Here is a 25,060-nt window from a genome sequence, read left to right on the forward strand (position 1 = left end):
CCGCGCCCTCGAAAAAAAACCGCCGGGCACGGTTTCCCATGCCCGGCGGCCTCGGAGCGGTGCGCCGGCTATTCGGCGGCCTGGGCGTCCTCGATGGTCTTCATCTTCTGCGCCAGCTTCTTGTTCTGGTACAGCGAATAGACCAGCGACAGCGCGGCCAGCGCGAAGAAGAGCAGGGCGATCGGCTTGTCCAGGAAGACCGTCAGGCTGCCCGACTTGGCGACCATCGCCTGGCGGAAATAGGTCTCCATGTTGTCGCCGAGGATCAGCGCCAGCACCATCGGCGGGATCGGAATGTCCAGCTTCTGCATGCAGAAGCCGAGGATGCCGAACATGATCAGCAGGAAGAAGTCGAAGGCGCTGTAGTTCATCATGTAGGTGCCCATGAAGGCCAGGCTGATGATGATCGGGATCAGCAGCTTCTGCGGCAGCGCCAGCAGCTTGGCGATGTACGGCACCATCGGCATGTTCATGAAGACCAGCACGATGTTGCCGATGAACATCGAGGCGATGACGCCCCAGGCGATCTCCGGCCGCATTTCGAAGAGCATCGGGCCGGGCTGCACGCCGAGCATCATCAGCGCGCCGAGCATCACCGCGGTGGTGCCGGAGCTGGGGATGCCGATGGCCAGCAGCGGAATGATCGACGCCGTCGAGGAAGCGTTGTTCGCCGCTTCCGGCGCCGCCACGCCGACGATGTCGCCCCGGCCGAAATTCTCCGGGTTCTTGGCCAGCTGCCGCTCGGTGGTGTAGGCGATCAGCGAGGTCATCGAGCCGCCGACGCCCGGCAGGCAGCCGAGGAAGAAGGCTACCGGCGTGCTGCGCACGATCGGCAGCCAGATCTTCTTCCAGTCCTCCTTGGTGATCATCACCCGGCCGATCTTCTTGGCGTCGATCTCATAGACCGTGTTCAGGTCGAAGTAGCCGTTGAACACCTCGGAGATGGCGTAGGCGCCGATGATGCACACCAGGAAATCGACGCCGTCCTGCAGCACTTCCAGCCCCATGGTGTAGCGGAAGACGCCGGTCTGGCTGTCGATGCCGATGGTGGCGATGATCAGGCCGATGAGCAGCGACACGGCGCCGCGCAGCAGCTTGCCCTCGGCCAGCGTGACCGCGGCGGTCATGGCGAAGAGGATCAGCGCGAACATCTCGGCCGGGCCGAACTTGAGCGCCAGGCTGGCCGCCGCCTGCGCCAGCAGGACGACCATCACGCAGGCGATCATGCCGCCGATGAACGAGGCGATCGCCGAGGTGGCCAGCGCCGCCCCCGCCCGGCCCTGCTGCGCCATGCGGAAGCCGTCCCAGCAGGTGACGATCGACGAGGCGTCGCCCGGCGTGTTGATCATGATCGAGGCGATCGAGCCGCCGAACATGGCGCCGTAGTAGATCGCGCACATGGTGATCAGCGCGGTGGTCGGGTCCATGCCGTAGGAAACGGGGATCAGGATGGCGATGCCGGTGGCCGGGCCGACGCCCGGCAGCATGCCGACCAGGGTGCCGAGAAAGCTGCCGATGGTGACCCACAGCAGGTTGTCCAGGGTCATCGCGTTCTGGAAGCCCAGAAGCAGGTTCGAAAGTATGCCTTCCACGCCAGATCCTCCTAGAACGCCAGAATGCCGCGCGGCAGGCTGACTTCGAGCAGTTCGAAAAACGCCACGTAGGTGGTGATGGCGAACACCAGCCCGATCACCACGTTGAAAATGGCCCGGCCCTTGCCGTAGGTGATGAACATCATGGCGGTCATGAACAGGGCGGTCGAGATCAGGTAGCCGACCGGTTCCAGGATCACGCCGAAGATGAGCCCGGCGACGCAGGTGTAGGCGATCTTGAGGATCGTCTCCTTGTCGGTGGCCCAGACGAAGACGACCGCGCGGTTCTTCTCGGTCAACTGCTCCTTCTTGAACACCAGCAGCAGGCCAACGAGGATCAGGCAGACGCCGATGATGTACGGAAAGGCGCGCGGTCCGACCGGGTCGGTCTGCGCCAGGTCCGCCGGCAGGCTCATCGTGGAGAAGAAATAAATCACGCCGACGATCAGGGCCACCAGTCCGGTCACTTTGTTTTTGGTCAGTGCCACGGAAAATCCTCCCTCTCAGGATTTTGATGCGATACGGGTACGGCCGGGGCCGCGGTCCGGCGACGGCGGCCCGCGAACCGGGCCCCGCGCCGTTGCCGCGCGGCGGCGGACGCGCCGGTCCGCCGCCACGATGGCGCCTGCTGCGATGCCTACTTCTTCTTCAGGCCGAGTTCTTCGATCAGCGGCGCGAGCGCGGCCGTCTGTTCCTCGAGGAACTTGGTGAATTCGGCGGAGTTCTTGTAATAGACCTGGCCGTTCAGGCTTTCGATCGTCTTCTTGAAGCCGGCCGACTTGGTGACTTCGGACATGACCTTGTCCCAGTAGGCGATCTGCTCCGGCGTCATTCCCGGCGGCAGCATGATGCCGCGCCAGTGCGGGAAGACGATGTCGATGCCCTGTTCCTTCCAGGTCGGCACGTCGGGCGCCACCTCGACGCGCTTGTCGGCGGTGAGGCCGAGGATGCGGATCTTGCCGGCCTTGTGCTGCGGCAGCATTTCCGCGACGCCGCAGGTGGTCAGGCCGATGTGCCCGCCGAGCAGGTTCATCAGGATGTCGCCGCCCGCGCCCTCATACACCACCCACTTCAGCTTGCTGGTGTCGACGCCGGCCTTGCGCGCGATCTGGATGAAGGAGAGGTGGTCGTTGTTGCCGAGCGACGGGCCGACGCCGATGGTCATCGAGCCGGGGTCCTTCTTCAGGGCTTCGAGCAGTTCCTTGCCGGTCTTGTACGGCGAGTCGGCCTTGACCGCGACGCCGATCCATTCGGTCATCAGCATGGCCAGCGGGGTGAAGTCCTTGTAGGTCAGCGGGCTGCTGCCCAGCAGGTTGTTGAGCAGGACCAGCGAGGAGTTGGCCGCCATGAAGTTGCCGTTGCCCGCCTTGCCCTTCAGGTAGGTCCAGCCCGTGGCGCCGCCGCCGCCCGGCTTGTTCGAGACGATCACGTTCTTCTTGACCAGCTTGCCTTCGGTCATCGCGCGCTGCACCGCGCGCGAGGTCAGATCCCAGCCGCCGCCCGGTCCCGCCGGAGCGACGATCTCGATCGTCGAATCGGGCGCCCAGCCTTGCTGCGCATACGCTCCGGTCGAAAACGCCGCCGTCAACAACAGGGCGATCCCCGCTAGCTTGATTCTGTTCATTCGTTCCTCCGTTGTTCTCCAAAAGGCCGCCGATGGCGCGGCCGGACCCTCGTGGCCGGACCGCCGAACGGCGGCGGATTCCCGGCGCGGACCCGGCCGTGAGGCGCCGGGTCAGGCTATTAGATAGAAGGAAGCTTTCACCAAGCTTTCAATCCGACGTGCGATTGGCGCGCCGCGTGTATTCCAGCCACAGATCCTCGATCGGCAGGATGATTTCGACGCTGAGCCCGCGGCCGCCGGGGCCGTCGCCGAGGTGCACGGTGCCGCCGTGGGTCTTGCCGATCTCCTGCACGATGCACAGGCCGAGGCCGCTGCCTTCGGAGTCGCCGCTGCCGAGGATGCGGTAGAAGCGCTGGAACACCTTGTCGCGCTCGGCGACCGGGATGCCCGGCCCGTCGTCGGTGACGCGCAGCACCGCGCGGGTACGCAGGCGGGTCGCGGACAGCGTCACGTGGCCGCCGGCCGGCGTGTAGCGCAGGGCGTTGTCGACCACGTTGGAGATCATCTCCCGCAGCATCGTCGCGTTGCCGTTCAGGCGCAGCGGCGCGCCGGGCGCCTCGAAGGCGAGCTCGATGCGCTTCTCCAGCGCCAGCGCCGCGAAGTCGCCGGCCACGTCGCGGGCGAGTTCGGCGATGTCCAGCGCGGCGCGCTCCTGGAGCGGGTCGCTGGCCTGCTCGGCGCGGGCCAGGATGAGCATCTGGTTGGCCATGTGCCGCGTGCCGCGGATGCTGTCGAGCATGCTCGCGAAGGTGCGCCGCATCTCCTCCGGATCGCTCTGGCGGCCGCCGTATTCCGCCTGCGTGCCGAGCACCGCCAGCGGCGTGCGTATCTGGTGCGCCGCGTCGGCCAGGAATCGCCGCCGGGTCTGCAGCATCTGGGCCAGCCGCGACATGTGGCTGTTGATCGCGTCGATCAGCGGCCGGACCTCGGTCGGCACCTCGTTGACCGGCACCGGCGTGAGGTCCTCGGTGCCCCGCTGGCGGATCGATTCGCGCAGCGCGAGCAGCGGGTGGAAGGTGCGGGAGAGCGCGAAGACCAGGATGACCACGACCACCGCGACCAGCAGGATCTGCCACATCAGGCTGTCCAGGAACAGGCGCAGCGCCAGCTGGGTGCGGGCTTCGGTGGTTTCGGCGAAGAGGATGGTCACCGTGTCGCCGCCGGGCAGCTCCGGCGCGTACAGCCGCTTCTCCAGGATGCCCATGCGCACGTCGTGTTCGCGGAAATGCGCGTCGACCATCAGCGGGACGCCGCGCTCCGGGTCGAGCCCCTCCGGCAGCATGAGGTCCTCGTAGCCGGTCAGCGTGACGCCGTCCGGGCCGAGGATGGCGTAGTAGATGCGCTCCTGGACACCCTCGTCGATGAGGTCCATCGCCGAGTAGGGGATGTCGGCCAGGATGCGGCCGTCCGAGACGTGGATGTTCTCGGCGATGGCCCGGATGGCCGTGGTCAGCGAGCGGTCGTAGGCATGGTTGGCCGCGCCCATGGCGTTGCGGTACGACCACACGGCGGTCATCAGCAGGATCAGCGCGAGCGACGGGAGCATCCACCCGACCAGGCGCCGGTGGAGGCTGACGGACGCGGCCGGCGGCCTACCCCACACCGCCGGATTGTGCGGACAGGACGTACCCCAGCCCGCGCATGGTGGTGATCGCCGCGCCCGAACCCTCCAGCTTGCGGCGCAGGCGGTGCACGTAGAGCTCGATCGCCTCCGGGTTCACGTCGTCGTCGATGCCGAACACCTTGGCGAACAACGCCTCGCGCGAGACGGGCTTGCCCTGGCGGCTCAGCAGCGCTTCCAGCACGGCCAGCTCGCGCTGCGTCAGCGACAGCGGCCGGTCGTGCACCGCGGCGACCCGGTTGGTGATGTCGAAGGCCAGCCCGCCGACCTGGACCACCGGCGCCAGCTTGTTGCTGCGGCGCAGCAGGGCCTTGATGCGCGCTTCGAGTTCCGCCACCTCGAAGGGTTTCGGCAGGTAGTCGTCGGCGCCGAGGTTGAGCCCCTTCACCCGGTCCTCGGGCGCGCCGCGGGCGGTCAGGATCAGCACCGGCAGATGCACCGTGCGTTCCTGGCTGCGCACGCGGCGCAGGATTTCCAGCCCGTCCATGCCCGGCAGCGACAGGTCGAGGATCACCAGATCGTAGGTCTGCGTGCACAGCGCCGTGGCGGCGTGGTCGCCGCGCGCGATCACGTCGACGACGAAGCCCGAGTGCCGCAGGGTCTTGGCGACCCAGACGGCCAGGTCGGCGTGGTCTTCGATCAGCAGGAGGCGCATGGGCGTGGTTTCCGGCCGGCGCCGTCGGCGCCGGCCGCGCAATCGGATGAGTGGAAGAATAGCAAATCGGGATGCCGTGTAGAGATGTCCGGCGACGAATGCGGAAAGCGCATGCGCGGCATCGGCTCCGGACCGGGAAGTTTCGTCCGGATGACAGGCGGTCCGTCGTCGCTCAGGCCGCCAGCTTCTTCAGCGTTTCGAGCACGGCGGGGCCGTTGAACGGTTTGACGATCCAGCCCTTGATGCCGGCGGCCTTGCCGCGCTCCTTCATGCTCGGGCTGCTTTCCGTGGTCAGCATGATGATGTTGACCGTCGTGTTGCCGAGTTCGCTGCGGATTTTCTCGACCATGGTCAGGCCGTCCATGTTCGGCATGTTGACGTCGCTCAGGATGAGGCGGATGCCGGGGTTGCCCTGCAGCTTGGCCAAGCCGTCCCGGCCGTCGACCGCCGTGGCGACGTCGAGTCCCCGGCCGTTCAGGAAGCCGGCGACTTCGTCGCGGACGGTGCTCGAATCATCGACTACCAGTATTTTTGCCATCCGGTTTTCCTCGCTTGATCAGGTTAAAAAAGCTCCAGTTCGCCGCCGCGCTCCTCGGCCGCCGCGGCATCGACCTGGAAATCAACGTCGCCCCAGGCGCAGAGGCACAGGGTCGCGTGCATCATCACCGTGCCGTTGATTTCGACGCGGTGCTGCGCCAGGTGGCCCGGTTTCAGTTCGGCGAGGAAGGGCAGGCAGCCGCTGGCGAGCACGTACGGGGTGGACATCCCGGTGTGCGGGAAATGCCGGCCGAGTTCGCGGTTCATCGCGCCGCAGCACATGTTGCCGATCTCGCCGAAGACGTCGGCGAACGGGCGCCCGCTTTCCGGGCGATCGAAATAGGCCGCCGCCGGGCCCTTGGGGGCGACATGGAAGATCGTCAGCAGGCGGAACAGGTACGACGCGACCGTCAGCAGGACCAGCGCTTCTTCCGGCGGCTCGATCAGGCGCGAATCCGGCAGCGCCACGATCTCGACGGCATCGTCCGGCGTCATGGCCAGATTGGTCCGCGCGGCATTGACGAACAGCTGGCTGACGCTGCGCCGGGCGCGTTCGCTGATCACGCCGGTTCCTCCGCGATCCGGCCCCGTAGCTGGCCGATCAGCGAATCGATGCCGCTGATGGCGGAGATGATCATTTTCCCGTCGGTCTGGATTTCCTGGAAGGTGGCCGTCGTCGTCAGGTCGTTCTTGTGCAGGCTCTTGCTGAAATCCTTGGACAGCGCCTCGGAGCGCGCCGCGAGATTCCTGACCTCGTCGGCCACCACGCCGAACCCGCGGCCGGACTCGCCGGCCCGCGCGGCCTCGATCGCCGCGTTCAGCGACAGGATGACGATGTTCTTGACGATCGCGGAGAACTCGGCATTCTCCCGGTGCATCTCGCGGTTCTGCTCCATCAGCGAGTTCATCTCGCCGTGCCAGTGCTCGAAGGTCAGCGCCAGATGGCGCAGCTGGTTGATCTCCCCGGCAAGCCGTTCGACCGGCCCCAGCAGCGCCGCTTTCAGCGCCGCGCGTCCGGCCTGGACGAATGCCAGTTCGGCCCGCGCCGCGTCGAGTTCTCCGGCCAGATCCGCCTGCCGGGCGGCGCTTGCCGCGAGCACGTGTTCGTGCTCCTCCTGCAACGCGCGCAGCGTGTCGGTCCCGTCAGCCAGCTCCCGGCGCAGCGCGGCGAGGTCGCGTTCCAGGCCGAGAGCACGCGCGTCGGCCTCTTTCACGCGCTCCCCGTGATCCGTTGCCAGCCGCGCCTTCTTCCTGCCGGCGATGCGGGCGGCCCAGCGGAAGCCGGCGAGGCAGGTGGCGAGCCAGAGGACGGTCGCGGCGACCAGCAATTCGATGGTCATGGTCATGAGGCATGCGCCAGTTTCCCGCCCAGGGACAGGAGCGAATCGACGATGCCCGGCGATTCGCCTGCCGCGCCGGCGCCGGAATTCGCGGGTGGTTGGCCGGCGGCCGGCACGGCGGGGCGCGTCGCCAGCCTGGCCGGCAGGGTGATTATCGTTTCGAAGGCGCGGTAGTCGGCGCCGGCCCGGTCATCGGTGAAGCGCAGCCGGATGTCGCCGCCTTCGCGGACGACGAAGTCGCGCACGGCGTCCATCCCGACGCCGCGCCCGGAGACCTCGGTCACCGCCTTGGCCGTCGAGAAGCCGGCGGCGAAGATCAGCTTCGCCGCGTCTTCGTCCGAACCGGCGGAAGCCTCGGCGAGCAAGCCCTTGGCCGCCGCCTGGCGCCGGATATGGCCCAGCGCCAGGCCTTTTCCGTCGTCCCTCAGGCGCAGCACGAGGCGCTCGCCCGCCAGGGCGGCATCCAGCCGGATTTCGCCGGCGGGCGGCTTGCCCGCGCCCACGCGCTCCGCCGCCGTTTCGATGCCGTGATCCATCGAGTTGCGGTAGAGATGCATGAACACGTTGCGCAGCAGATCGGTCGCGGGCGTGCGGATATGCACGCCGCCGTCGTCGACCGCCAGCCGCGGCGCTTCCTTGCCCAGTTCCCTGGCCAGCGAGGGGAGCGAGGAGAACACCCCGGCGAGGATGTCGCGCAGCGTTTCGGTGCCGATCAGGTGCAGGCGGGCGCGCGCGCGGCCCAGCGCGGCCGCCAGCGCGTCGCGCTGCGCCGCGCGCGGATCGACGGCGTCGAGCTCGGCCCGGAGCTGTTCGATCTCGGCGCGCGGCACCATGTAGTACTTCTCGGCGCTGGCCCGCCGGCCCGGTCCCTTGCGCCCGAGCTTCTCCTCGTTGAGCGCGGCGTAGTGCCCGAGGCTGTCCGTCACCGCCTGCAGCTGTCCGAGCAGCCGCTCCCGGTCGAAGGACTGGCCGCCGTTCCGGCGCAGCTCGTCGTACGCCTGCTCGGCCTCGTGCGCCACGTTGGTCAGGTGCAGCAGCCCGTAGGTCCGGGCGTTGCCCTTGATCGTGTGCATGTTGCGGAACAACTGCGCCACCCGTTCGGGAGGCGCGTCGCCGGCCTCGCGCAGCAGCTTTTCGTTCTCCATGGCGAACCGGCGCGAATTCTCGATGAAGTCGTTGAACTTCTCCTGCTGGACGCCGAGGATCTGGCCGATCATCTCCAGCTCGCGCCGCTGCTGCCGCGCCTCGGCTTCGAGCTGGCGCAGTTCGGTCACGTCGCGCACGCAAACCATGATCTTCTCGACCACGCCGTGCTCGTCGCAGATCGGCGACCAGCCGAATTCGAGGATCTTCACGCGCCCGTCGGCCATCGCGCCGGCGACTTCGTTGACCAGCAGATGGGCGTTGCAATCGAAGTTCAGGCGGTCCTCGCCGAGGCAGGCGGACAGCGTGGCCTCGATCCGGGCGCGGCCGTCGGCCCCGATGCGGCTCCGGCCGAACAGGAAGTCCAGCGCACACCTGCCGGCCACCTCGTCCGTTTCGAAGATGTTTTCGAGGTGGGCGGAATACTCCGGATGGATCACGCCGCCCTCGACGATGGTCAGCACGCCTTGCGGCATGTGCAGCAGCAGCGTGTGGATGTCGTTGCTCTTCTCGCGCAGCTGCGCCGTCCGTTCGGCGAGGCTGCGGGCCATCTCGTTGAACTGCAGGCCGACGTCACCGAGTTCGTCGCGCGTGGTGACGTCGACCCGCGCGTCCAGGTCGCCGGAGGCCATCGTGTTGACGGCGTCGGAGAGGCCGTTGACCGCGCGCATGATGGAGATGTAGGCGGCGACGAAACCGGTCACGACCAGCGCCAGCACGACCAGTATCGCCAGGATCACGACATTGCGCTCCATGCTCAGCGTGGCGAGCCGGTCGTCCAGCAGGACCCCGGTGGCCCGGGCGATGGCGTCGCCGATCGCCACGGTCTCGGCGAATGCCGTCTGGGTCAGCGCCAGGAAGGCGGCCGGCTCCATGTCGAAGTCGGAGGTGTCCAGCATCTTGGTGGTCAGCGCTTCCTGGATCGCCAGATAGGCGGTGTTCAGCCGGCCGCCGGCGTCCTCCAGCCCGGCGGCCAGCCGCGGCTTCTCCTGGGCGACTTTCTGCAGCGCCTCCATGCTCCACTGCACGAGGGCGTTGAAATTGCCGCGCTGCATCGTCAGTTCGCTGCGGCGGCTGCCGCGCAGGCTGTGCTTGGCCAGGGTGACGCTGCCCAGCGTCGCCGCCGTCCCGGTGGTGCGCACCAGCGCGGCGTAATGCCCGGTCATCACGTCGAGCAGCCGGCTGGTCGACGCATCGCCGTCGATCAGCAGGCCGGTTTCCTCGTTCAGCCGGTCGAGATCGCTACGCAGTCCGGCAATGGTTTCACCGAGGTCGCCCTCGCCGACGCGCTTTGCGAGCGCGTCCCATTGCCCGAGCAGCGGCTCGGTGCCGGGGCGGTTCGCCATGCGGATGCCGCGTTCGGCGAATTCCGCGCGCAGCGTCCGCATCGCGGCGCGGGCCGCCGCGAGTCTGGCGGCGGCGAATTCGTCCAGCCCGGCCGCGCCTTCCTGCATGGCCTGCCGGGCCGCCTGCAACTGATGGAGCTCGGCGGCGAGGGCATTCACCGGCACCTGTACGGCCAGGGCGGTCCGCTCCTCGCGGAGCGCCGAGACGCGGGCATTGAGTTCGGCGAGCAGCACCCCGGCGGCCACCAGCAGGGGCAGCCCGAAGACCAGGGCGGTGATGCGCAGCTTGGCGCGAAAGGACAGGCGTCCGACGACGTCGACGAGGGGTTCGAGAATACCCATGCAGAGCGATCCGGCAGGAAGGAACCCGCATGCTAAATACCCCTGGTTACATGCGTGTTACCCGGCTGTCCCCGGTCAGTAGACGCCGGGCACGTACATGTCGGGCGGCACCGGGTGGCGCAGGTAGTCGGGGTTGTGCACGCGGTCCGGCAGGGCGACCGGTTCGCGCTCGTATTCCGCGTAGGGCACCTGGCCGAGCAGGTGGTGGATGCAGTTCAGGCGCGCGCGTTTCTTGTCGTTGGCCTCGACGATCCACCACGGCGCTTCGGGAACGTGCGTGCGCTCCAGCATCGTTTCCTTGGCCTTGGTGTATTGCTCCCAGCGCCGGCGCGACTCCATGTCCATCGGGCTCAGCTTCCACTGCTTGAGCGGGTCGTGGATGCGCATGGTGAAGCGGAGGTGCTGCTCGTTGTCGGAGATCGAGAACCAGTACTTGATGAGGATGATTCCGGAGCGGATCAGCATCTTTTCGAATTCCGGCACGGTGCGGAAAAACTCTTCGTATTCCTCGTCGGTGCAGAACCCCATCACCTTCTCGACGCCGGCCCGGTTGTACCAGCTGCGGTCGAACAGGACCATTTCCCCGCCGGCGGGCAGGTGGGCGACGTAGCGCTGGAAATACCACTGCGTCCGCTCCCGCTCGTTCGGCGCGGTGAGCGCGGCCACGCGGCAGACCCGGGGATTGAGGCGCTGGGTGATGCGCTTGATGACGCCCCCTTTCCCGGCGGCGTCGCGCCCCTCGAAGAGCACGACGACCTTCAGTTTCTTGTGGACGACCCAGTCCTGCAGCTTCACCAGTTCGCCCTGCAGGCGGAACAGTTCCCTGAAGTAGAGCCCGCGCTTCAGTTCAGTGCGTATCTTGTCGGATTCGGACGATTCGCCGATTTCGGCGATGAGCGTGCTCAGGCGCTCGTCGTCGAATTCCATTTCCAGCTCTTCATCGAACGAATCGAGAAGTTCCCTGTACATCCGTTCGCGGTGTCTGGTGCCGGATGGGTTTCCGGCATTCGTTCGCTCGTCTTGGTCGCTCATGCCTGCTTCCGGATCTGAAAAATTGGGGCGCTGAAGGCGGCACACCCGGCATCACGCCGCGAGGCAACGCCTTTGCGGCTCCATGGTACGTGCCGATTGTTGGCTTTACGTTACGAGGAAGTGACAGAATGCCTCGTGCGCGCCGGGGCGAGCCTGCGGTTGCTGTTCAGCGTGGCGAACCGGCAGGAACAGGGGTCTAATCTCCAGCGCGCGGTAAAACCAACATACGGAGGAGCGCTCTTGAGCTATTTGCGCCTGCTGCCGGGCCTCGCCGGCCTGCTCGTCGCGGCGGCCGTCCACGCCGGCTCGGTCGTGCTCTACGCGGCGACCGACCGGCAGGTGGTCGGGCCGCTGATCAAGGATTTCGAAAGCCTGCATCCGTCGATCAAGGTCGTCTATCACGACCTGGGTTCGAGCGAGATGCACCAGCGCTTCCTCGACGAATACGGCAGCAACATCCAGGCCGACGTGCTGTGGAGCTCGGCGATGAACCTGCAGTTCAAGCTGGTGAACGACGGCTACGCCGCGCCGTACAAGCCGGCCGAGGCGGACGCGCTGCCGGCGTGGGCGATCTGGAAGGGCGAGGCCTTCGGCACCACCTTCGAGCCGATCGTCATCGCCTACAACAAGCGGCTGATCCGCGCCGCGGACGTGCCGCGCACGCACGCCGAGCTGATCCGCTTCGTCAAGGCGCATCCGTCCGGGCCGCGCCGCCTGGTGGCCACCTACGACCCGCGCGAATCCGGCCTGGGCTACCTGCTGCATACGCAGGACATGGAGGCGAACCCGATGGCCTTCTGGGACTTCATCCGTTCGTCCGCCCGCGCGGGCATGCTGCTCGAACCGACCACGGCGGAAATCCTCGACCACATCGCCCGGGGCGAGGCCACCATCGGCTACAACGTGCTCGGCTCGTACGCGCTGGTGCGGGCCACGGAAAATCCGAACATCGGCATCGTCCTGCCCGGCGACTACACGCTGATCCTCAGCCGCATCGCCTTCATCAACCGGCAGGCGCCGCACCCGGAAGAGGCCCGCATCTGGATGGATTACCTGCTGTCGCGGCGCGGCCAGTCGGTGCTCAACGACACCGGCCTGTTCTCGGTGCGCGACGACGTGTTGACCAGCAGCCGGTCGGCCTCGGAACTGCGCCGGCAGCTCGGCGACGCCTTCCGCCCGATCGTCATCAGCACTGGCCTGTTGACCTACCTCGACCGGATGAAGCGCGAGCTGTTCCTGGAGAACTGGGACGGCGCCGTGCCCGCGCCGGCCGGGCCGCCGCAGCCGCCGAAGCCTTGAATTCCGGCCGGGCCGGTGCCATTTTGAAATGGACGCGGCGGTACCAGGGGCCGCGGGAATGGAGCCTGCATGGAATTCAAGGATTATTACCAGACGCTCGGCGTGGCGCGCGAGGCGACGGCCGACGAGATCAAGAAAGCCTTCCGCAAGCTGGCGCGCAAATATCACCCGGACGTTTCCAAGGAAGCGGACGCCGAGCGGCGCATGAAGGAAATCAACGAGGCCCACGCGGTGCTCTCGGACCCCGAGCGGCGCGCGGCCTACGACCAGCTCGGCAGCGGCCACCGGCCGGGCGAGGATTTCCGGCCGCCGCCCGACTGGGACGCCGGTTTCGAGTTCTCCACGCGCGGCGGCTTTTCGCCGGGCGACGCGGCCGACTTCAGCGATTTCTTCGCCGAACTGTTCGGCCGCATGGGCGCGCCCGGCGCGGGCGGGGGCTTCCGCGCCCACCGCCCGGCGGGCGGGTTCCACGCGCGCGGCGAGGACCATCACGCCAAGGTACTGCTGGAGGTCGAGGACGCCTTCCATGGCGCCACCCGCCAGCTTTCCCTGCGCGTGCCGAAAGTCGACGCCGAAGGCCGGGTGAGCACCGAGACGCGCACGCTCAACGTCAGGATTCCGGTCGGCGTGCGCGAGGGGCAGGTTATCCGCCTGGCCGGGCAGGGCGCGCCGGGCTACGGCGACGGCCCCGCCGGCGACCTGATGCTGGAAGTGCATTTCCAGCCGCACGCGCACTTCCGCGTCGACGGGCGCGACCTGCGCGTCGACCTGCCGGTGGCGCCTTGGGAAGCGGCGCTGGGCGCCGTGGTCCCGGTGGAACTGCCCGGCGGCGCGCTCAAGGTGCGCGTGCCGGCCGGCGCGCAGAGCGGCGGCACGCTGCGCCTGCGCGGCAAGGGCATTCCCGGCAGTCCGCCCGGCGACGCGATCCTGGTCCTGCAGATCGTGCTGCCGCCGGCGGATACCGAGAAGGCGCGCGAACTCTACGCCACCATGGCGCGGGAACTGGCTTTCGATCCGCGCCGTTCGTCACGGAGCTGAACCATGCGCGACGACGATGTCCTGATCGGTACCCTGATGGAAGAGAGCTGGCTGACACTCGAACAGATGGCGTCGGCCTGCCGGGTCGAACCCGAATGGCTGGTGAGCCATCTCGACGAAGGCCTGTTCCCGCAGGCCGAAAGCGTGGCCGGGATCTGGCGCTTTTCCGAAACCTGCCTGCGGCGCGCCCGGCGCATGCACGACCTCGAACGCGATTTCGACGCCGTGCCGGAACTGGCGGCGCTGGTCGCCGACCTGCTTGAGGAAATGGATACGCTGCGCCGCATCGCGGGCGCCCGCTGATTCCGGCGGACTCGGAGGAGAAACGGGCCGGCGGCCGCGGCGGGCCGCCGGCGGAGGCGCGGCTTATTGCGGGGCGCGCACGGCCTGGCGGGCCAGCAGCTTCCACTGGCCGCCCACCTTCTTCCAGACCTGCAGGATCTTCAGGTTGACCTTGCCGGGGTCCTTGCCCTTGTCGTGCGTGTCGCCGGTCAGCGTGTGGCGGATCAGGGCGGTGTCGCCGACCACGACGACGCTCTGGTCGGCGATGTCGATCGACAGGAAGTCGGAGACGCCGGTCAGCAGATCGTCGATGAAGCTCGCCTTGGTGTCGATCTTGCCGCCCGAATGCCCGTAGCTCAGCTCCTTGGCGACCAGCGCCTCCAGCTTGGCCTTGTCGGGCTCGACCATCAGCACCCGCAGTTGCTCCGCCGCCTTGGCCACGGCGGCGCCTTCGTCCTTGGCGAACGCGGCGGGCGCGAGGCCGAGCAGGGAACAGAGCGTTACGGCGAAAAAGAATCTCTTCAACATGTGGGATGCCTCCTTTGTCTATGAATTATGGTGATTGGAACGATCCGCGCCGGATGGCCGGATCGGCGCTCTTTGCGCCAATACGGTCAAGTGGCCTGACCATTGTAACCGTCACCTCGCGTGCCGTGCAAGCGCGTTCGGCATGGCCGGCCGTCAGGCGTCGGGCTGCAGCGTGATTTTCAGATCGAGCTGCCGTTCCCCGCGCCGGACCGTCAGGGTGACGGTGTCGCCGACCTCGTAATCGTCGAGGCGCGCCAGATAGCGCCCCACGCTCTCGACCGGCTTGCCGTCGACCGCCGTGATGACGTCGCCGGGCAGCACGCGGCCGTCGCGGGTGAGCTGCGCCCCCTGCAGGCCGGCGGAGGCGGCCGGCGAACCCGGACTGACCTTGAGGACGTAGACGCCCGGCGTGCCGAACGCGCGCACCAGGCGTTCGTTCAGCTCCGCGTTGACCTGGACGCCGAGCGCCGGCCGCACGTACTTGCCCTGGGCGATCAGCTTCGGCACGACCCGCGCCACCGTGTCCACCGGCACGGCGAAGCCGATGCCGGCGGACGCGCCGCTCGGGCTGAAGATGGCGGTGTTGATGCCGATCAGGCGGCCGGCCGAATCGAGCAGCGGGCCGCCGGAATTGCCGGGGTTGATGGCCGCGTCGGTCTGGATCAGGTGCTCGACGCTGCGCCCGCCTTCGCCGCCGAGCGAGCGGTCGAGCGCCGAGACGATGCCGCTGGTCAGCGTCCAGTCCAGGCCGAACGGGTTGCCGATGGCGAACACCTTCTGCCCGACGCGCAGGTCGTGGCTGGTGCCCAGCGGCACCGGCGGCGGCCGCTTGAAGCCGACGCCGATGCGCAGCACCGCGATGTCGTGCGTCGGGCTGGCGCCGACCAGGGCGGCCCGGTAGTCGCGTCCGTCGGCCAGGCGCACGACGGCTTCGCTGGCGTCCTCGATGACGTGGAAGTTGGTGATGACGTGGCCGGCGTCGTCCCAGATGAATCCCGAGCCGGTGCCGCGCGGCACGGTGAACACGTTGCGCGTCCAGAAATCGCGCACCTGCGCCCGGGTGGTGATGAACACCACGGAGTCCCTGGCCTTTTCGAACAGTTCGATGGTTGCCTTTTCGTCCGCCGCCAGGTCGCCGCGCGCCGTGACCGTGCGCGGCGCCGCGTTGACCGGCGCGAACCAGGCCTCGATGCGCGGCAGGAAGTGATTGAGCAGGAGCAGCAGCGCCCCGCCCAGGATCAACCAGGAGAGGAACGACCGGGCGCGTGGCGGCTGGCTGGAATGCATCGGTTTCATGGCGTGGCGGGCGGAACGGAGCCGGAGCGGCGGAAACGCCATGATAGACCGGCGGCGGCCGGGGACATTGCCCGCGTCCGATTGCGCGGCGCGGACTCCGTCCGCCGTTTTTCTCCGCGCCCGTGGTGTACTCCGTGGTTAATTAGCCTATCTGTGGTATTTTTTTGAAACGCCGGTTCGGAATCGCGGTGCGCGGTTCCGCCGTCCCGTCGATGGACCGTTTCAGGCGCGCGCCGCCGAAACCTGGAGTGCCCGAGATGCCCGACACCGTATCAGCCGAAATGCTTCACGACTACGAGCGGATTCGCCGTCTGGCGATGCCGTCGCTGTTCGAGAGCCTGGAAACCCTCTGCGAAGGCACGGTGATCGTCGACCGCAGCGCGCGCATCGTGTGGATCAACGAACGCTACGCAACCACCCTGGGGGCGAAGTCGGCGGCCGACGCCATCGGCCGGGAGATCGAGGAGGTCATCCCGAGCAGCCTGATGCGCAAGGTGGTGACCACCGGGCAGCCGATCTTGCTCGACATCATGGAGACCAACGGCAAGACCTTCGTGGTCACGCGCGTGCCGCTCAAGGACGAGCACGGCACGATCATCGGCGCGGTCGGCTTCGCGCTGTTCGACCAGGTGCAATCGCTCAAGCCGCTGTTCGCCCGGCTGGAGGCCATCCAGCAGGAACTGGCGGTGACCAAGAAGCGCCTGGCGGAAGAACGGCGCGCCAAATACACCTTCTCCAACTTCATCGGTTCCAGCCCGGTGTGCATGGAAGTGAAGCGCCAGGCGCGCCGCGCGGCGCAGCTCGACGCCACGGTCCTGCTGCTGGGCGAAACCGGGACGGGCAAGGAACTGCTGGCGCACGCCATCCATGCCTCCTCGGCGCGCGCGGAAAAGCCGTTCGTCGGGGTCAACGTCGCGGCCATTCCGGAGGCGCTGCTGGAGACCGAGTTCTTCGGCGCCGTGGCCGGCGCCTACACGGGCGCCGACAAGCGCGGCCGCAAGGGCAAGTTCGAGGTGGCCGACGGCGGCACGCTGTTCCTCGACGAGATCGGCGACATGCCGCTGCAGCTCCAGTCCAAGCTGCTGCGCGTGCTGCAGGAGCAGGAGTTCGAGCCGGTCGGCTCGGACCAGGTGAAGAGCGTGGACGTGCGGGTGATCGCCGCGACCAGCGTCGACCTGTTCAAGAAGGTGGAGCAGGGGCTGTTCCGCGCCGACCTGTATTACCGCCTCAACGTGCTGGCCCTGCACGTGCCGCCCCTGCGCGAGCGCACCGCCGACATGGGCGCGCTGTGCGAGAACATCCTGGAGCAGATCGAGCAGCGCACCGGGATGGCGCACCTGGAGCTGGCGCCCGACGCGATCGAACGCCTGTGCCAGTGCCGCTGGCCGGGCAACATCCGGGAGCTGCGCAACGTGCTGGAGAAGGCGGCGATGCTCTCGGACAAGAGCTGGCTGTCGGCCGAGGACCTGGAAGGCATCCTGCCCAAGGAGGCGGGCGGCGCCAGGCCGGGCCTCGCGGCGGCGACGGCGGGCAGCGTGCGTTCCTACGCGCAGGCGGTCGAGGAGTTCGAGCGCGAGTTCCTCTCCAACGCGCTGTCCGTGGCGCACGGCAAGGTCGACGAGGCGGCCAACATCCTCGGCCTGGCGCGCGCCACGCTCTATCGCAAGCTGAAGGCGCACGGCCTGCTGTCTCAGGAACGAGACGTGTCTCAGTTCTGAGATTGTCCGGCGAATCAACCGCTTAACGATTTCTTTAGTTTTCCTTTGTCTCATTGTTGATACGGCGCCGGGCCGCCGGCTGCCGACTTTTCCTTTCCCTTAACAAAAACGTAAATGAATTCAATCGGTTGAAAACCATGGCACGCCTCGTGCTGTAGCACCGCAAAACCCCGCCGGGCCAGGACCCGGCAGGCGGATTTCAGCTACAACGACAGGAGGGAAGCATGGTTTCAGAACAGGGACGGGAGCATCGCAGCAAGGTCGTCAGCGCGGCACAGGCCGTCCGGCACATCCGCAACGGCGACACGGTCGCCACCTGCGGCTTCGTCGGCATCGGCTTTCCGGAAAACCTCGCCGTCGCCGTCGAACGGCGCTTTCTCGGCGAAGACCCCGAGGCCCCGGCGGAGACCCCGCGCGGGCTGACGCTGGTGTACGCCGCGGGGCAGGGCGACGGCAAGGAGCGCGGCCTCAACCACTTCGGCCACGACGGGCTGGTCAAGCGCGTGGTCGGCGGCCACTGGGGGCTGGTGCCCAAGCTGCAGAAGCTGGCCGTGAGCGACCGCATCGAGGGCTACAACCTGCCGCAGGGCGTCATCGCCCACCTGTTCCGCGCCATCGCGGCGCACCAGCCCGGCGTCATCACGCGCGTCGGGCTCGGCACCTTCGTCGACCCGCGTTTCGGCGGCGGCAAGATCAACGGCATCACCCAGGACGATCTGGTCCGCCTGATGGAGATCGACGGGCAGGAATACCTGTTCTACAAGTCCTTCCCGATCAACGTCGCCCTGGTGCGCGGCACCACCGCCGATCCGGACGGCAACGTGACCATGGAGAAGGAGGCGCTGACGCTCGAAGGGCTGTCGGTGGCGACGGCGGCGCGCAATTCGGGCGGCATCGTCATCGCGCAGGTCGAGCGCGTCGCCGAGCGCGGCTCGCTCAATCCGCGCGAGGTCAAGATTCCCGGCATCCTGGTCGACTTCGTGGTGGTCGCCGAAAAGCCCGAATACCACATGCAGACCTTCGCCGAGCAGTACAACCCGGCCTATGCCGGCAAGATCCGCGTGCCGATGTCGTCGATTCCCCGCATGGAGCTCTCCGAGCGCAAGATCATCGCCCGGCGCGCGGCTATGGAATTGAAGCCGGACAGCATCGTCAACCTGGGCATCGGCATGCCGGAAGGCATTTCCGCGGTGGCCGCCGAGGAAGGCGTCATCGACCTGATGACGCTGACCGCCGAGCCCGGCGTGGTCGGCGGCGTGCCGGCCGGCGGCCTGAGCTTCGGCGCCTCGTCCAACGCCCAGGCCATCGTCGACCAGCCGTACCAGTTCGACTTCTACGACGGCGGCGGCCTCGACGCCACCTTCCTCGGACTGGCGCAGGCCGACCGCTATGGCAACCTCAACGTCAGCAAGTTCGGGCCGCGCCTGGCCGGCGCCGGCGGCTTCATCAACATCAGCCAGACGGCCAAGAAAGTGGTCTTCGTCGGCACCTTCACCGCCGGCAAGCTCGACGTGGCCGTGCAGGACGGCGCCCTGAAGATTCTCAACGAAGGGGAGACGGTCAAGTTCGTCAATGAGGTCGAGCACCGCACGTTCAGCGGCGAGGTCGCCGCCCGCAGCGGGCAGACCGTGCTGTACATCACCGAACGCTGCGTGTTCCGGCTGATCGAGGGCGGGCTCGAACTGATCGAGATCGCGCCGGGAGTCGATCTGCAGAAAGACGTGCTGTCGCTGATGGAGTTCTGCCCGGCGATCAGTCCCGACCTCAAGCTCATGGACGCGCGGATCTTCCGCGGCGAACCCATGAACCTGCGGCCGGACATCACCGCGCACCAGGCGTGAGGGGCGCGCCCGCCGGCCCCGGCCGGCGGACGGCTCTTCCGGAATCCGGGCGCCCGGCGCGCCGCCGCCCGGAAATTAGAAAAACAGCATCATCCACGGAGGTCAATCCATGAGTTTCCTGATCGTTCTAGCGTCGTTGTGTTTCCTGATGTTCGTCGCCTACCGAGGCTACAGCGTCATCCTGTTCGCCCCGATCGCCGCGCTCGGCGCGGTGCTGCTGACCGACCCCACGCTGGTCGCGCCGATGTTCACCGGGCTGTTCATGGACAAGATGGTCGGCTTCGTCAAGGCCTACTTCCCGATCTTCCTGCTCGGCGCCATCTTCGGCAAGGTGATCGAGCTGTCGGGCTTCTCCAAGGCGATCGTCGCCTCGGTGATCAAGTTCATCGGCTCCTCGCGGGCGATCATCTCGATCGTCATCGTCTGCGGCATCCTGACCTACGGCGGCGTCTCGCTGTTCGTCGTGGTGTTCGCGGTCTACCCGTTCGCCGCGGAACTGTTCAAGCAGGGCGGCATTCCCAAGCGCCTGATCCCGGGCACCATCGCGCTCGGCGCCTTCACCTTCACCATGGACTCGCTGCCGGGCACGCCGCAGATCCAGAACATCATCCCCACCACCTTCTTCAAGACCAACATCTACGCTGCGCCGATCCTCGGCACGCTGGGCGCCATCTTCATCTTCGTGGTCGGCATCGCCTACCTCGAATGGTGCCGGCGCCGGGCCATGGCGGCCGGCGAGGGCTATGGCACCAGCCTGGTCAACGAGCCGGCGCCCTTCGAGCATGAGAAGCTGGCGCATCCGTTCATCGCCATCCTGCCGCTGATCCTGGTCGGCGTGATGAACTACGTGTTCACCAAGACCATCCCGCTGATCTACGGGGAAAGCCATTCCTTCGTGCCGGCGGTGATCGGCAAGGCGGCGCCGGTGGTGCAGCAGATCAAGTCGGTCTATTCGCTGTGGGCGGTCGAAGGGGCGCTGCTGATCGGCATCGCCGCGGTCTTCATCTTCGCCGGCCGTACGGTGATCAAGACCTTCGCCGAAGGCTCCAAGTCGGCCGTCGCCGGCGCCCTGCTGGCGACCATGAACACCGCCTCGGAATACGGCTTCGGCGCCATCATCGCCGCCCTGCCGGGCTTCCTGGTGGTGGCGCAGGCGCTGTCCTCGATCCCCAATCCGCTGATCAACGAAGCCATCACGGTCACCGCGCTGGCCGGCATCACCGGCTCGGCCTCCGGCGGCATGGGCATCGCCCTGGCGGCGATGGCCGAGACCTTCGTGCAGAACGCGCAGGCGGCGGGCATTCCGCTGGAAGTCTTCCACCGCGTCGCGGCGATGGCCTCCGGCGGCATGGATACCCTGCCGCACAACGGCGCGGTGATCACGCTGCTGGCCGTGACGGGCCTGACGCACCGCCAGTCCTACAAGGACATCTTCGCCATCACCTGCATCAAGACCACGGCGGTCTTCTTCGTGATCGCCGTCTACTACCTCACCGGGCTGGTGTAAGCCGGCAGGGAAGGTGCCCGTGGCGGACCCCGCCGGGAAGCGCGCTTCGCGGCAGGGTCCGGGGGACGGACGACGCGCTCCGTCCCGCAGTGCCGGCGGCGGCAGGGGGAGGTTTTTGCCGCGCGCCGCGTCCGCCAGGGTCAATGAGTTTTCAACCGAGAGTTCTACGAGGTAAACCATCATGTCCAAAGCAAGCATCATCGGCGCCTACAACACGGAGTTCGGCGCCTTCGTCAAGAAGGACAAGGCCAGCGGCCTGATCACCGACACCCGCACCTACTACGACCTGCTGATCGAGGCCGGGCGCGGCGCCATCCGCGACGCCGGGCTGGACGCGGCCGACATCGACGCGATCTACGTCGGGTCGTGCTCGCCGGCGTCGTTCATCAACCAGGAACACGTCGCGCCGCTCGCCGCCGAGATCGACCCGGCCCTGCGCTTCAAGCCGATGACGCGCTGCGAATGCGCCTGCGCGTCGTCGTCGGTGGCCTTCTACGACGGCGTCTATGCGATCGAGTCCGGCCGTTTCCGCAACGTGCTGGTGATCGGCGTGGAAAAGATGAACCTGCTGCCCACGCCGCAGGTGACGCACGTGCTGGCCTGCTGCTCGCACTGGCCGAGCGAGGGATCGAAGGGCTGGTCCTTCCCGATGCTCTTCGCCGCCTACGCCAAGGGCTACCAGAAGCACTACGGCATTGCCGACGCGGAGCTCGAACGCATGCTGTGGACCAGCGCCGCGCTGTGCTACCGCAACGGCGCCGAGAACCCGCTGGCGCACGTGAAGAACGGCCCGGCCACGGTCGAGGAGATCATGAAGCTCAACGAGCCGGACGCCAAGGGCAAGTGCAAGAACATGATGATCGCGCCGCCGCTGCGCCTGCACGACTGCTCGCTGGTCACCGACGGCGCCGCCGCGCTGGTGCTCGCCCCGACGGAGCGGGTGGCCGGCGCCAAGCGCGCCGTGCAGGTGGCCGGCATCGGCCATTCGATCGAGCGCCTGCCGGAGAATGCGCGCCCGAACATGCACGAGCTGATGGCCGGCAAGGACGCCGCGGCCAAGGCCTACAAGGAAGCCGGCATCAGCGCCGCGGACATCGATTTCGCCGAGGTGCACGACTGCTTCACCATCAACATGATCCTGTCCACCGAGGCGCTCGGCCTGTCGCGCGACGGGCGCGCCGGCTACGACTACGTGGACGGCCGCTTCACCCGCGACGACCGCGTGGCGGTCAACCTGTCCGGCGGGCTCAAGTCCAAGGGGCACCCGGTCGGCGCCACCGGCGCATCGATGCACGCGCTGGCCTACAAGCAGCTGATCGGCGAGCCGATCGGCGTGGCGGCCAAGAAGGCCGACGTCGGCGTGGTGTTCAACGTCGGCGGCTCGGCGGTGACCAACTGCGTGACCGTGCTCAAGGCGCCCAAATGAGCGCGGCGAAGGAGCGACCATGATTTGCTTTACCTACAACGACATGGAGTTCCTGGCCGAAGAGGCGCAGGGACGCTGGGTCATCGCCTACCGGAATGCCGACGGCAAGGGCGGCATCGTCGGCGCCGGGCTGTTCGCCGGCGTGCCGGCCAGCGACATCGAGGCGTGCGCGCGCCGGCTAGTGCAGGCCATCTTCCCGGTCGGCATCCGCTGCGTCGGGCCCGACGTGGCGCATCCGCTGACGGTCGGCGACCTGAAGATCGTGCCGCCGGACGTGGCGCATCCCAACTTCATTTACTGGAACAAGAACAGCGCCTCGTTCCCGAACGATCGCTAGCAACCAACGAGAGGAGTCGAAAAGCATGGAAATCAAGGGCAGCGTAGCCGTCATCACCGGCGGCGGCAACGGCATCGGCGAAGCCGTCGCCAAATACTTCGCGCGGAACGGCGCCAAGCTCGTCATCGTCGACATGGTGCAGAAGAACATCGACCGCGTGGTCAAGGACATCCAGGAGGCGGGCGGCGAGGTCATCGGCGTGCAGGCCAACGTGACCAGCGAGGCGGACACCGCCAGGTTCATCAAGGCGGCCGTCGAGGCCTTCGGCCAGATCAACATCGCCGTGTCGTGCGCCGGCATCATCCGCGACGGCACCATGCTGGCGCTGGACAAGGAGACCGGCAAGGTCAACCGCAAGATGGGGCTGGACAAGTGGCAGCCGGTCATCGACACCAACCTGACCGGCACCTTCCTGACCGTGCGCGACGCCGCCGAGGCGATGGTCAACGGCGGCTGGCCGGGCCTGCTGGTGACCATCTCGTCGGTCAACAAGGTCGGCCAGGTCGGGCAGCTCAACTACTCGTCGGCCAAGGTCGCCGATGCGCTGCTGCCGAAGATCGTGGTCGGCGAGTTCCTCATGCGCGGCATCCGCAACGTCCGCTGCGTCGGCATCGCGCCGGGCTACACCGCCACGCCGATGCTCACCGGCATGAACCAGGACGCGCTGAAGGCCATCCTCGCCGACGTGCACCTCGGCCGCCTCGTCGATCCCAACGAGATCGCGCGCCTGATCGGCCACTGCGTCGAGAACGAGGCGATCAACGCGACGACGCTGGAGATCACCGGCGGGCTGTGCTATCCGGGCGGCATCGCCAAGTAAGTCCGGCTGGCCGGGGCGGCGCCCCGGCCAGCGTTTCAGCGCGGGCGAGAAAGGTTTCCCGCCTCCTCCGCCGGATCAATACGCGGCGGTAATGATCTCCCGCGGGTGGGCGCCGCTTTCCAGTTCGGTCACGAAGGCGTCGGCGTAGTCGGCGTACGAGATGGCGCTGCGGCCCGAGGCGTCGGCGAGCAGCGTCCGGCGGCCGACGCGGTAGCTGCCGGTCTTTTCGCCCGGACCGATCATCGCGGCCGGGGCGAAGAAGGTCCATTGCAGGTCGTCCGCCTGCCGCAGCCTGTCGAAGGCTTCCCGGTGCGCCAGCGCGACGTCCCGGTAGGCCGCGGGAAAATCCGGGCTGTCGACCAACTGTTTGCCGGGCGCGATCTCCAGGCTGCCCGCGCCGCCGACCATCACCAGACGCTTGATTCCCGCAGCGCGGGCCGCCGCCATCAGGGCCTCGGTCGCTTGCGGCACGCTCTGCGGAGCCGAGTTCGCGCCCGGCCCGAAGGCGCTGGCGATGACGTCGCTGCCGGCGACGGCGGCGCGTAGGGCGTCCGCGTCGAAAAGGTCGGCCGTCTTGACGGCGATCCCCGGCATCCCGGCGGCCAGATTGCCCGGCGCGCGGACGACGGCCGTCACGGCGTGGCCGCGACGCACTGCCTCGCGGGCGATTTCCCGGCCGATGTTGCCGGTGGCGCCGATCAATGCGATTTTCATGATGCCTCCTTGCGGTGGTGAAAAACGCAGTCTATGCGCTATATATGCTTTGAAAAATAGCGAATAATGCAATGAATTGTTTCCATAAATAGAGCAAATGATGGATCGGATCACCGCCATGCGCGTCTTCGTCGAAGCCGTCGACAAGGGCAGCCTGACCGCCGCCGCCGAGGCGCTGGACCTGTCGCGCGCGGTGGCGACGCGCCATCTCGCCGAACTGGAGGACTGGCTGGGCGCGCGTCTCCTGCACCGGACGACCCGGCGCCTCAGCCTGACCGACGCGGGGACGTCCTGCCTGGCGTATTGCCGCCGGGTGCTCGGCGAGGTGGATGAACTGCGCGACGGGCTCGACGAGCGCGGCGGCCGGCCGCGGGGCACGGTGCGGGTGACGGCGACGCCCTCGTTCGGGCGGCATCTGGCGCCGGCGCTCGCCGAGTACGTGCGTCGCCATCCCGCCGCGCACGTCGATCTGCTGCTGCTCGACCGGCAGGTGGATCTCGTCGAGGAGCGCATCGACCTCGCCCTCCGCATCGGCGACGACCTCGACCCGGCGCTGGTGGCGCGCAGGCTGTCGGTCTGCCGTTCGGTGGTCTGCGCCGCGCCGGCCTACCTGGCGCGGTGCGGAACGCCGCGGACGATCGAGGACCTGTCCCGGCACAACTGCCTGACCTACGCCTATTTCGGGCGGAGCGAATGGCGCTTCGAGCGCGACGGGCGCGAGGTGGCGGTGCCGGTGGCGGGAAATCTCAGCGCCAACGAAGTGTCGGTCCTCGCCGAGGCCGCGCTGGCCGGCGCCGGGATTTCCATGCAGCCGACCTACCAGGTCGCGCCGCACCTGCGTTCCGGCGCGCTGGTGCCGCTGCTGGACGACTGGCGGGTGCCCGAGAAAGGCATCTACGGCGTTTATGCGTCGCGCCGCTTTCTCCCGGCGATCCTGCGCACCCTGATCGACTTCCTGGCCGAGCGCTTCGGCGAACGGCCGGCGTGGGACGAGCCCGGCGGCTGAAACGGCGGAACCGGTG

General features: G+C 67.7%; 23 protein-coding genes. 10 read left to right on the forward strand and 13 right to left on the reverse strand.

From position 1 onward, the window contains the following. Window positions 1-68 precede the first annotated feature (68 nt). The 10 genes from QM701_RS19310 to ppk2 all read right to left on the reverse strand — a co-directional run bounded on the left by QM701_RS19310 (window position 69) and on the right by ppk2 (window position 11,169). A complete protein-coding gene (locus tag QM701_RS19310; protein WP_415168622.1) occupies window positions 69-1,592 on the reverse strand; it encodes a tripartite tricarboxylate transporter permease in 1,524 nt (507 codons plus the stop codon). A gap of 11 nt (window positions 1,593-1,603) precedes the next feature. Next, window positions 1,604-2,080 (reverse strand): tripartite tricarboxylate transporter TctB family protein, encoded by a 477-nt coding sequence (locus tag QM701_RS19315; protein ID WP_415168623.1) that lies wholly within the window; start codon window positions 2,078-2,080, stop codon window positions 1,604-1,606. Window positions 2,081-2,229: 149 nt separating this feature from the next. Then, complete coding sequence (locus QM701_RS19320) at window positions 2,230-3,216, reverse strand: Bug family tripartite tricarboxylate transporter substrate binding protein (protein ID WP_415168624.1); 987 nt, start codon at window positions 3,214-3,216, stop codon at window positions 2,230-2,232. Window positions 3,217-3,364: 148 nt separating this feature from the next. Then, window positions 3,365-4,762 (reverse strand): sensor histidine kinase, encoded by a 1,398-nt coding sequence (locus QM701_RS19325; protein WP_415168625.1) that lies wholly within the window; start codon window positions 4,760-4,762, stop codon window positions 3,365-3,367. Between the two features lie 46 nt (window positions 4,763-4,808). Beyond that, window positions 4,809-5,492 carry a response regulator gene (locus QM701_RS19330; protein WP_415168626.1) on the reverse strand — a complete coding sequence of 228 codons (684 nt, stop codon included), beginning with the start codon at window positions 5,490-5,492 and terminating at the stop codon, window positions 4,809-4,811. 172 nt (window positions 5,493-5,664) lie between these two features. Next, window positions 5,665-6,030 (reverse strand): response regulator, encoded by a 366-nt coding sequence (locus tag QM701_RS19335; protein WP_415168627.1) that lies wholly within the window; start codon window positions 6,028-6,030, stop codon window positions 5,665-5,667. A gap of 23 nt (window positions 6,031-6,053) precedes the next feature. Further along, window positions 6,054-6,593: a hypothetical protein gene (locus QM701_RS19340; RefSeq protein ID WP_415168628.1), complete on the reverse strand. Its 540-nt coding sequence runs from the start codon at window positions 6,591-6,593 to the stop codon at window positions 6,054-6,056. After that, entirely contained in the window at window positions 6,590-7,375 is a 786-nt protein-coding gene (locus tag QM701_RS19345; RefSeq protein ID WP_415168629.1) for a methyl-accepting chemotaxis protein, read from the reverse strand. The genes QM701_RS19340 and QM701_RS19345 overlap by 4 nt, the downstream gene beginning before the upstream one ends. Continuing rightward, window positions 7,372-10,200 carry a HAMP domain-containing protein gene (locus QM701_RS19350; RefSeq protein WP_415168630.1) on the reverse strand — a complete coding sequence of 943 codons (2,829 nt, stop codon included), beginning with the start codon at window positions 10,198-10,200 and terminating at the stop codon, window positions 7,372-7,374. The genes QM701_RS19345 and QM701_RS19350 overlap by 4 nt, the downstream gene beginning before the upstream one ends. Window positions 10,201-10,275: 75 nt before the next feature. After that, window positions 10,276-11,169, reverse strand: coding sequence for a polyphosphate kinase 2 (gene ppk2, locus QM701_RS19355; protein ID WP_415168631.1), 894 nt, complete (start codon window positions 11,167-11,169; stop codon window positions 10,276-10,278). A 303-nt stretch (window positions 11,170-11,472) separates the two neighbouring features. Between ppk2 and QM701_RS19360 the strand changes: the two genes are divergently transcribed. The 3 genes from QM701_RS19360 to QM701_RS19370 all read left to right on the forward strand — a co-directional run bounded on the left by QM701_RS19360 (window position 11,473) and on the right by QM701_RS19370 (window position 13,872). Further along, window positions 11,473-12,531, forward strand: coding sequence for an ABC transporter substrate-binding protein (locus QM701_RS19360; RefSeq protein ID WP_415168632.1), 1,059 nt, complete (start codon window positions 11,473-11,475; stop codon window positions 12,529-12,531). Window positions 12,532-12,600: 69 nt separating this feature from the next. Then, window positions 12,601-13,569, forward strand: coding sequence for a DnaJ C-terminal domain-containing protein (locus QM701_RS19365; protein ID WP_415168633.1), 969 nt, complete (start codon window positions 12,601-12,603; stop codon window positions 13,567-13,569). 3 nt (window positions 13,570-13,572) lie between these two features. Then, window positions 13,573-13,872: a chaperone modulator CbpM gene (locus QM701_RS19370; RefSeq protein ID WP_415168634.1), complete on the forward strand. Its 300-nt coding sequence runs from the start codon at window positions 13,573-13,575 to the stop codon at window positions 13,870-13,872. A gap of 63 nt (window positions 13,873-13,935) precedes the next feature. On the opposite strand, the gene QM701_RS19375 is transcribed toward QM701_RS19370, so the two are convergent. Further along, entirely contained in the window at window positions 13,936-14,379 is a 444-nt protein-coding gene (locus QM701_RS19375) for a nuclear transport factor 2 family protein (protein WP_415168635.1), read from the reverse strand. A gap of 153 nt (window positions 14,380-14,532) precedes the next feature. Then, a complete protein-coding gene (locus tag QM701_RS19380) occupies window positions 14,533-15,675 on the reverse strand; it encodes a S1C family serine protease (protein WP_415168636.1) in 1,143 nt (380 codons plus the stop codon). A 257-nt stretch (window positions 15,676-15,932) separates the two neighbouring features. Here QM701_RS19380 and QM701_RS19385 point away from each other — a divergent pair, with 257 nt between their 5' ends. The 6 genes from QM701_RS19385 (at window position 15,933) to QM701_RS19410 (ending at window position 23,324) form a co-directional block, all read left to right on the forward strand. Then, on the forward strand, window positions 15,933-17,393 hold the full coding sequence (locus QM701_RS19385) for a sigma-54 interaction domain-containing protein (protein ID WP_415168637.1): 1,461 nt from the start codon (window positions 15,933-15,935) through the stop codon (window positions 17,391-17,393). Window positions 17,394-17,617: 224 nt separating this feature from the next. Then, the gene (locus tag QM701_RS19390) at window positions 17,618-19,234 is read left to right on the forward strand and encodes an acyl CoA:acetate/3-ketoacid CoA transferase (RefSeq protein WP_415168638.1); all 1,617 of its coding nucleotides are present in this window, start codon (window positions 17,618-17,620) and stop codon (window positions 19,232-19,234) included. A 109-nt stretch (window positions 19,235-19,343) separates the two neighbouring features. Further along, complete coding sequence (locus QM701_RS19395; protein WP_415168639.1) at window positions 19,344-20,741, forward strand: GntP family permease; 1,398 nt, start codon at window positions 19,344-19,346, stop codon at window positions 20,739-20,741. Between the two features lie 181 nt (window positions 20,742-20,922). Continuing rightward, window positions 20,923-22,167, forward strand: a complete 1,245-nt coding sequence (locus QM701_RS19400) for a thiolase C-terminal domain-containing protein (RefSeq protein ID WP_415168640.1) — start codon at window positions 20,923-20,925, stop codon at window positions 22,165-22,167. Window positions 22,168-22,186: 19 nt separating this feature from the next. Beyond that, complete coding sequence (locus tag QM701_RS19405; RefSeq protein ID WP_415168641.1) at window positions 22,187-22,504, forward strand: hypothetical protein; 318 nt, start codon at window positions 22,187-22,189, stop codon at window positions 22,502-22,504. 25 nt (window positions 22,505-22,529) lie between these two features. Beyond that, window positions 22,530-23,324: an SDR family NAD(P)-dependent oxidoreductase gene (locus QM701_RS19410; protein WP_415168642.1), complete on the forward strand. Its 795-nt coding sequence runs from the start codon at window positions 22,530-22,532 to the stop codon at window positions 23,322-23,324. Window positions 23,325-23,399: 75 nt separating this feature from the next. On the opposite strand, the gene QM701_RS19415 is transcribed toward QM701_RS19410, so the two are convergent. Beyond that, window positions 23,400-24,038 carry an NAD(P)-dependent oxidoreductase gene (locus QM701_RS19415; protein ID WP_415168643.1) on the reverse strand — a complete coding sequence of 213 codons (639 nt, stop codon included), beginning with the start codon at window positions 24,036-24,038 and terminating at the stop codon, window positions 23,400-23,402. A 100-nt stretch (window positions 24,039-24,138) separates the two neighbouring features. On the opposite strand from QM701_RS19415, the gene QM701_RS19420 reads away from it, so the two are divergent. Further along, on the forward strand, window positions 24,139-25,044 hold the full coding sequence (locus QM701_RS19420; protein WP_415168644.1) for a LysR family transcriptional regulator: 906 nt from the start codon (window positions 24,139-24,141) through the stop codon (window positions 25,042-25,044). Window positions 25,045-25,060: the final 16 nt, after the last annotated feature.

This window comes from Propionivibrio sp., from assembly GCF_047602565.1.
Taxonomy (GTDB): domain Bacteria; phylum Pseudomonadota; class Gammaproteobacteria; order Burkholderiales; family Rhodocyclaceae; genus Propionivibrio.

Coding starts and splice junctions, on each gene's coding strand:
- QM701_RS19370 (WP_415168634.1), top strand. CDS start 13,573: ATGCGCGACGACGATGTCCTGATCGGTACCCTGATGGAAGAGAGCTGG.
- QM701_RS19415 (WP_415168643.1), bottom strand. CDS start 24,038: ATGAAAATCGCATTGATCGGCGCCACCGGCAACATCGGCCGGGAAATC.
- QM701_RS19320 (WP_415168624.1), bottom strand. CDS start 3,216: ATGAACAGAATCAAGCTAGCGGGGATCGCCCTGTTGTTGACGGCGGCG.
- QM701_RS19380 (WP_415168636.1), bottom strand. CDS start 15,675: ATGAAACCGATGCATTCCAGCCAGCCGCCACGCGCCCGGTCGTTCCTC.
- QM701_RS19330 (WP_415168626.1), bottom strand. CDS start 5,492: ATGCGCCTCCTGCTGATCGAAGACCACGCCGACCTGGCCGTCTGGGTC.
- QM701_RS19420 (WP_415168644.1), top strand. CDS start 24,139: ATGGATCGGATCACCGCCATGCGCGTCTTCGTCGAAGCCGTCGACAAG.
- QM701_RS19405 (WP_415168641.1), top strand. CDS start 22,187: ATGATTTGCTTTACCTACAACGACATGGAGTTCCTGGCCGAAGAGGCG.
- ppk2 (WP_415168631.1), bottom strand. CDS start 11,169: ATGTACAGGGAACTTCTCGATTCGTTCGATGAAGAGCTGGAAATGGAA.
- QM701_RS19375 (WP_415168635.1), bottom strand. CDS start 14,379: ATGTTGAAGAGATTCTTTTTCGCCGTAACGCTCTGTTCCCTGCTCGGC.
- QM701_RS19385 (WP_415168637.1), top strand. CDS start 15,933: ATGCCCGACACCGTATCAGCCGAAATGCTTCACGACTACGAGCGGATT.
- QM701_RS19390 (WP_415168638.1), top strand. CDS start 17,618: ATGGTTTCAGAACAGGGACGGGAGCATCGCAGCAAGGTCGTCAGCGCG.
- QM701_RS19395 (WP_415168639.1), top strand. CDS start 19,344: ATGAGTTTCCTGATCGTTCTAGCGTCGTTGTGTTTCCTGATGTTCGTC.
- QM701_RS19345 (WP_415168629.1), bottom strand. CDS start 7,375: ATGACCATGACCATCGAATTGCTGGTCGCCGCGACCGTCCTCTGGCTC.
- QM701_RS19365 (WP_415168633.1), top strand. CDS start 12,601: ATGGAATTCAAGGATTATTACCAGACGCTCGGCGTGGCGCGCGAGGCG.
- QM701_RS19335 (WP_415168627.1), bottom strand. CDS start 6,030: ATGGCAAAAATACTGGTAGTCGATGATTCGAGCACCGTCCGCGACGAA.
- QM701_RS19325 (WP_415168625.1), bottom strand. CDS start 4,762: ATGCTCCCGTCGCTCGCGCTGATCCTGCTGATGACCGCCGTGTGGTCG.
- QM701_RS19350 (WP_415168630.1), bottom strand. CDS start 10,200: ATGGGTATTCTCGAACCCCTCGTCGACGTCGTCGGACGCCTGTCCTTT.
- QM701_RS19400 (WP_415168640.1), top strand. CDS start 20,923: ATGTCCAAAGCAAGCATCATCGGCGCCTACAACACGGAGTTCGGCGCC.
- QM701_RS19410 (WP_415168642.1), top strand. CDS start 22,530: ATGGAAATCAAGGGCAGCGTAGCCGTCATCACCGGCGGCGGCAACGGC.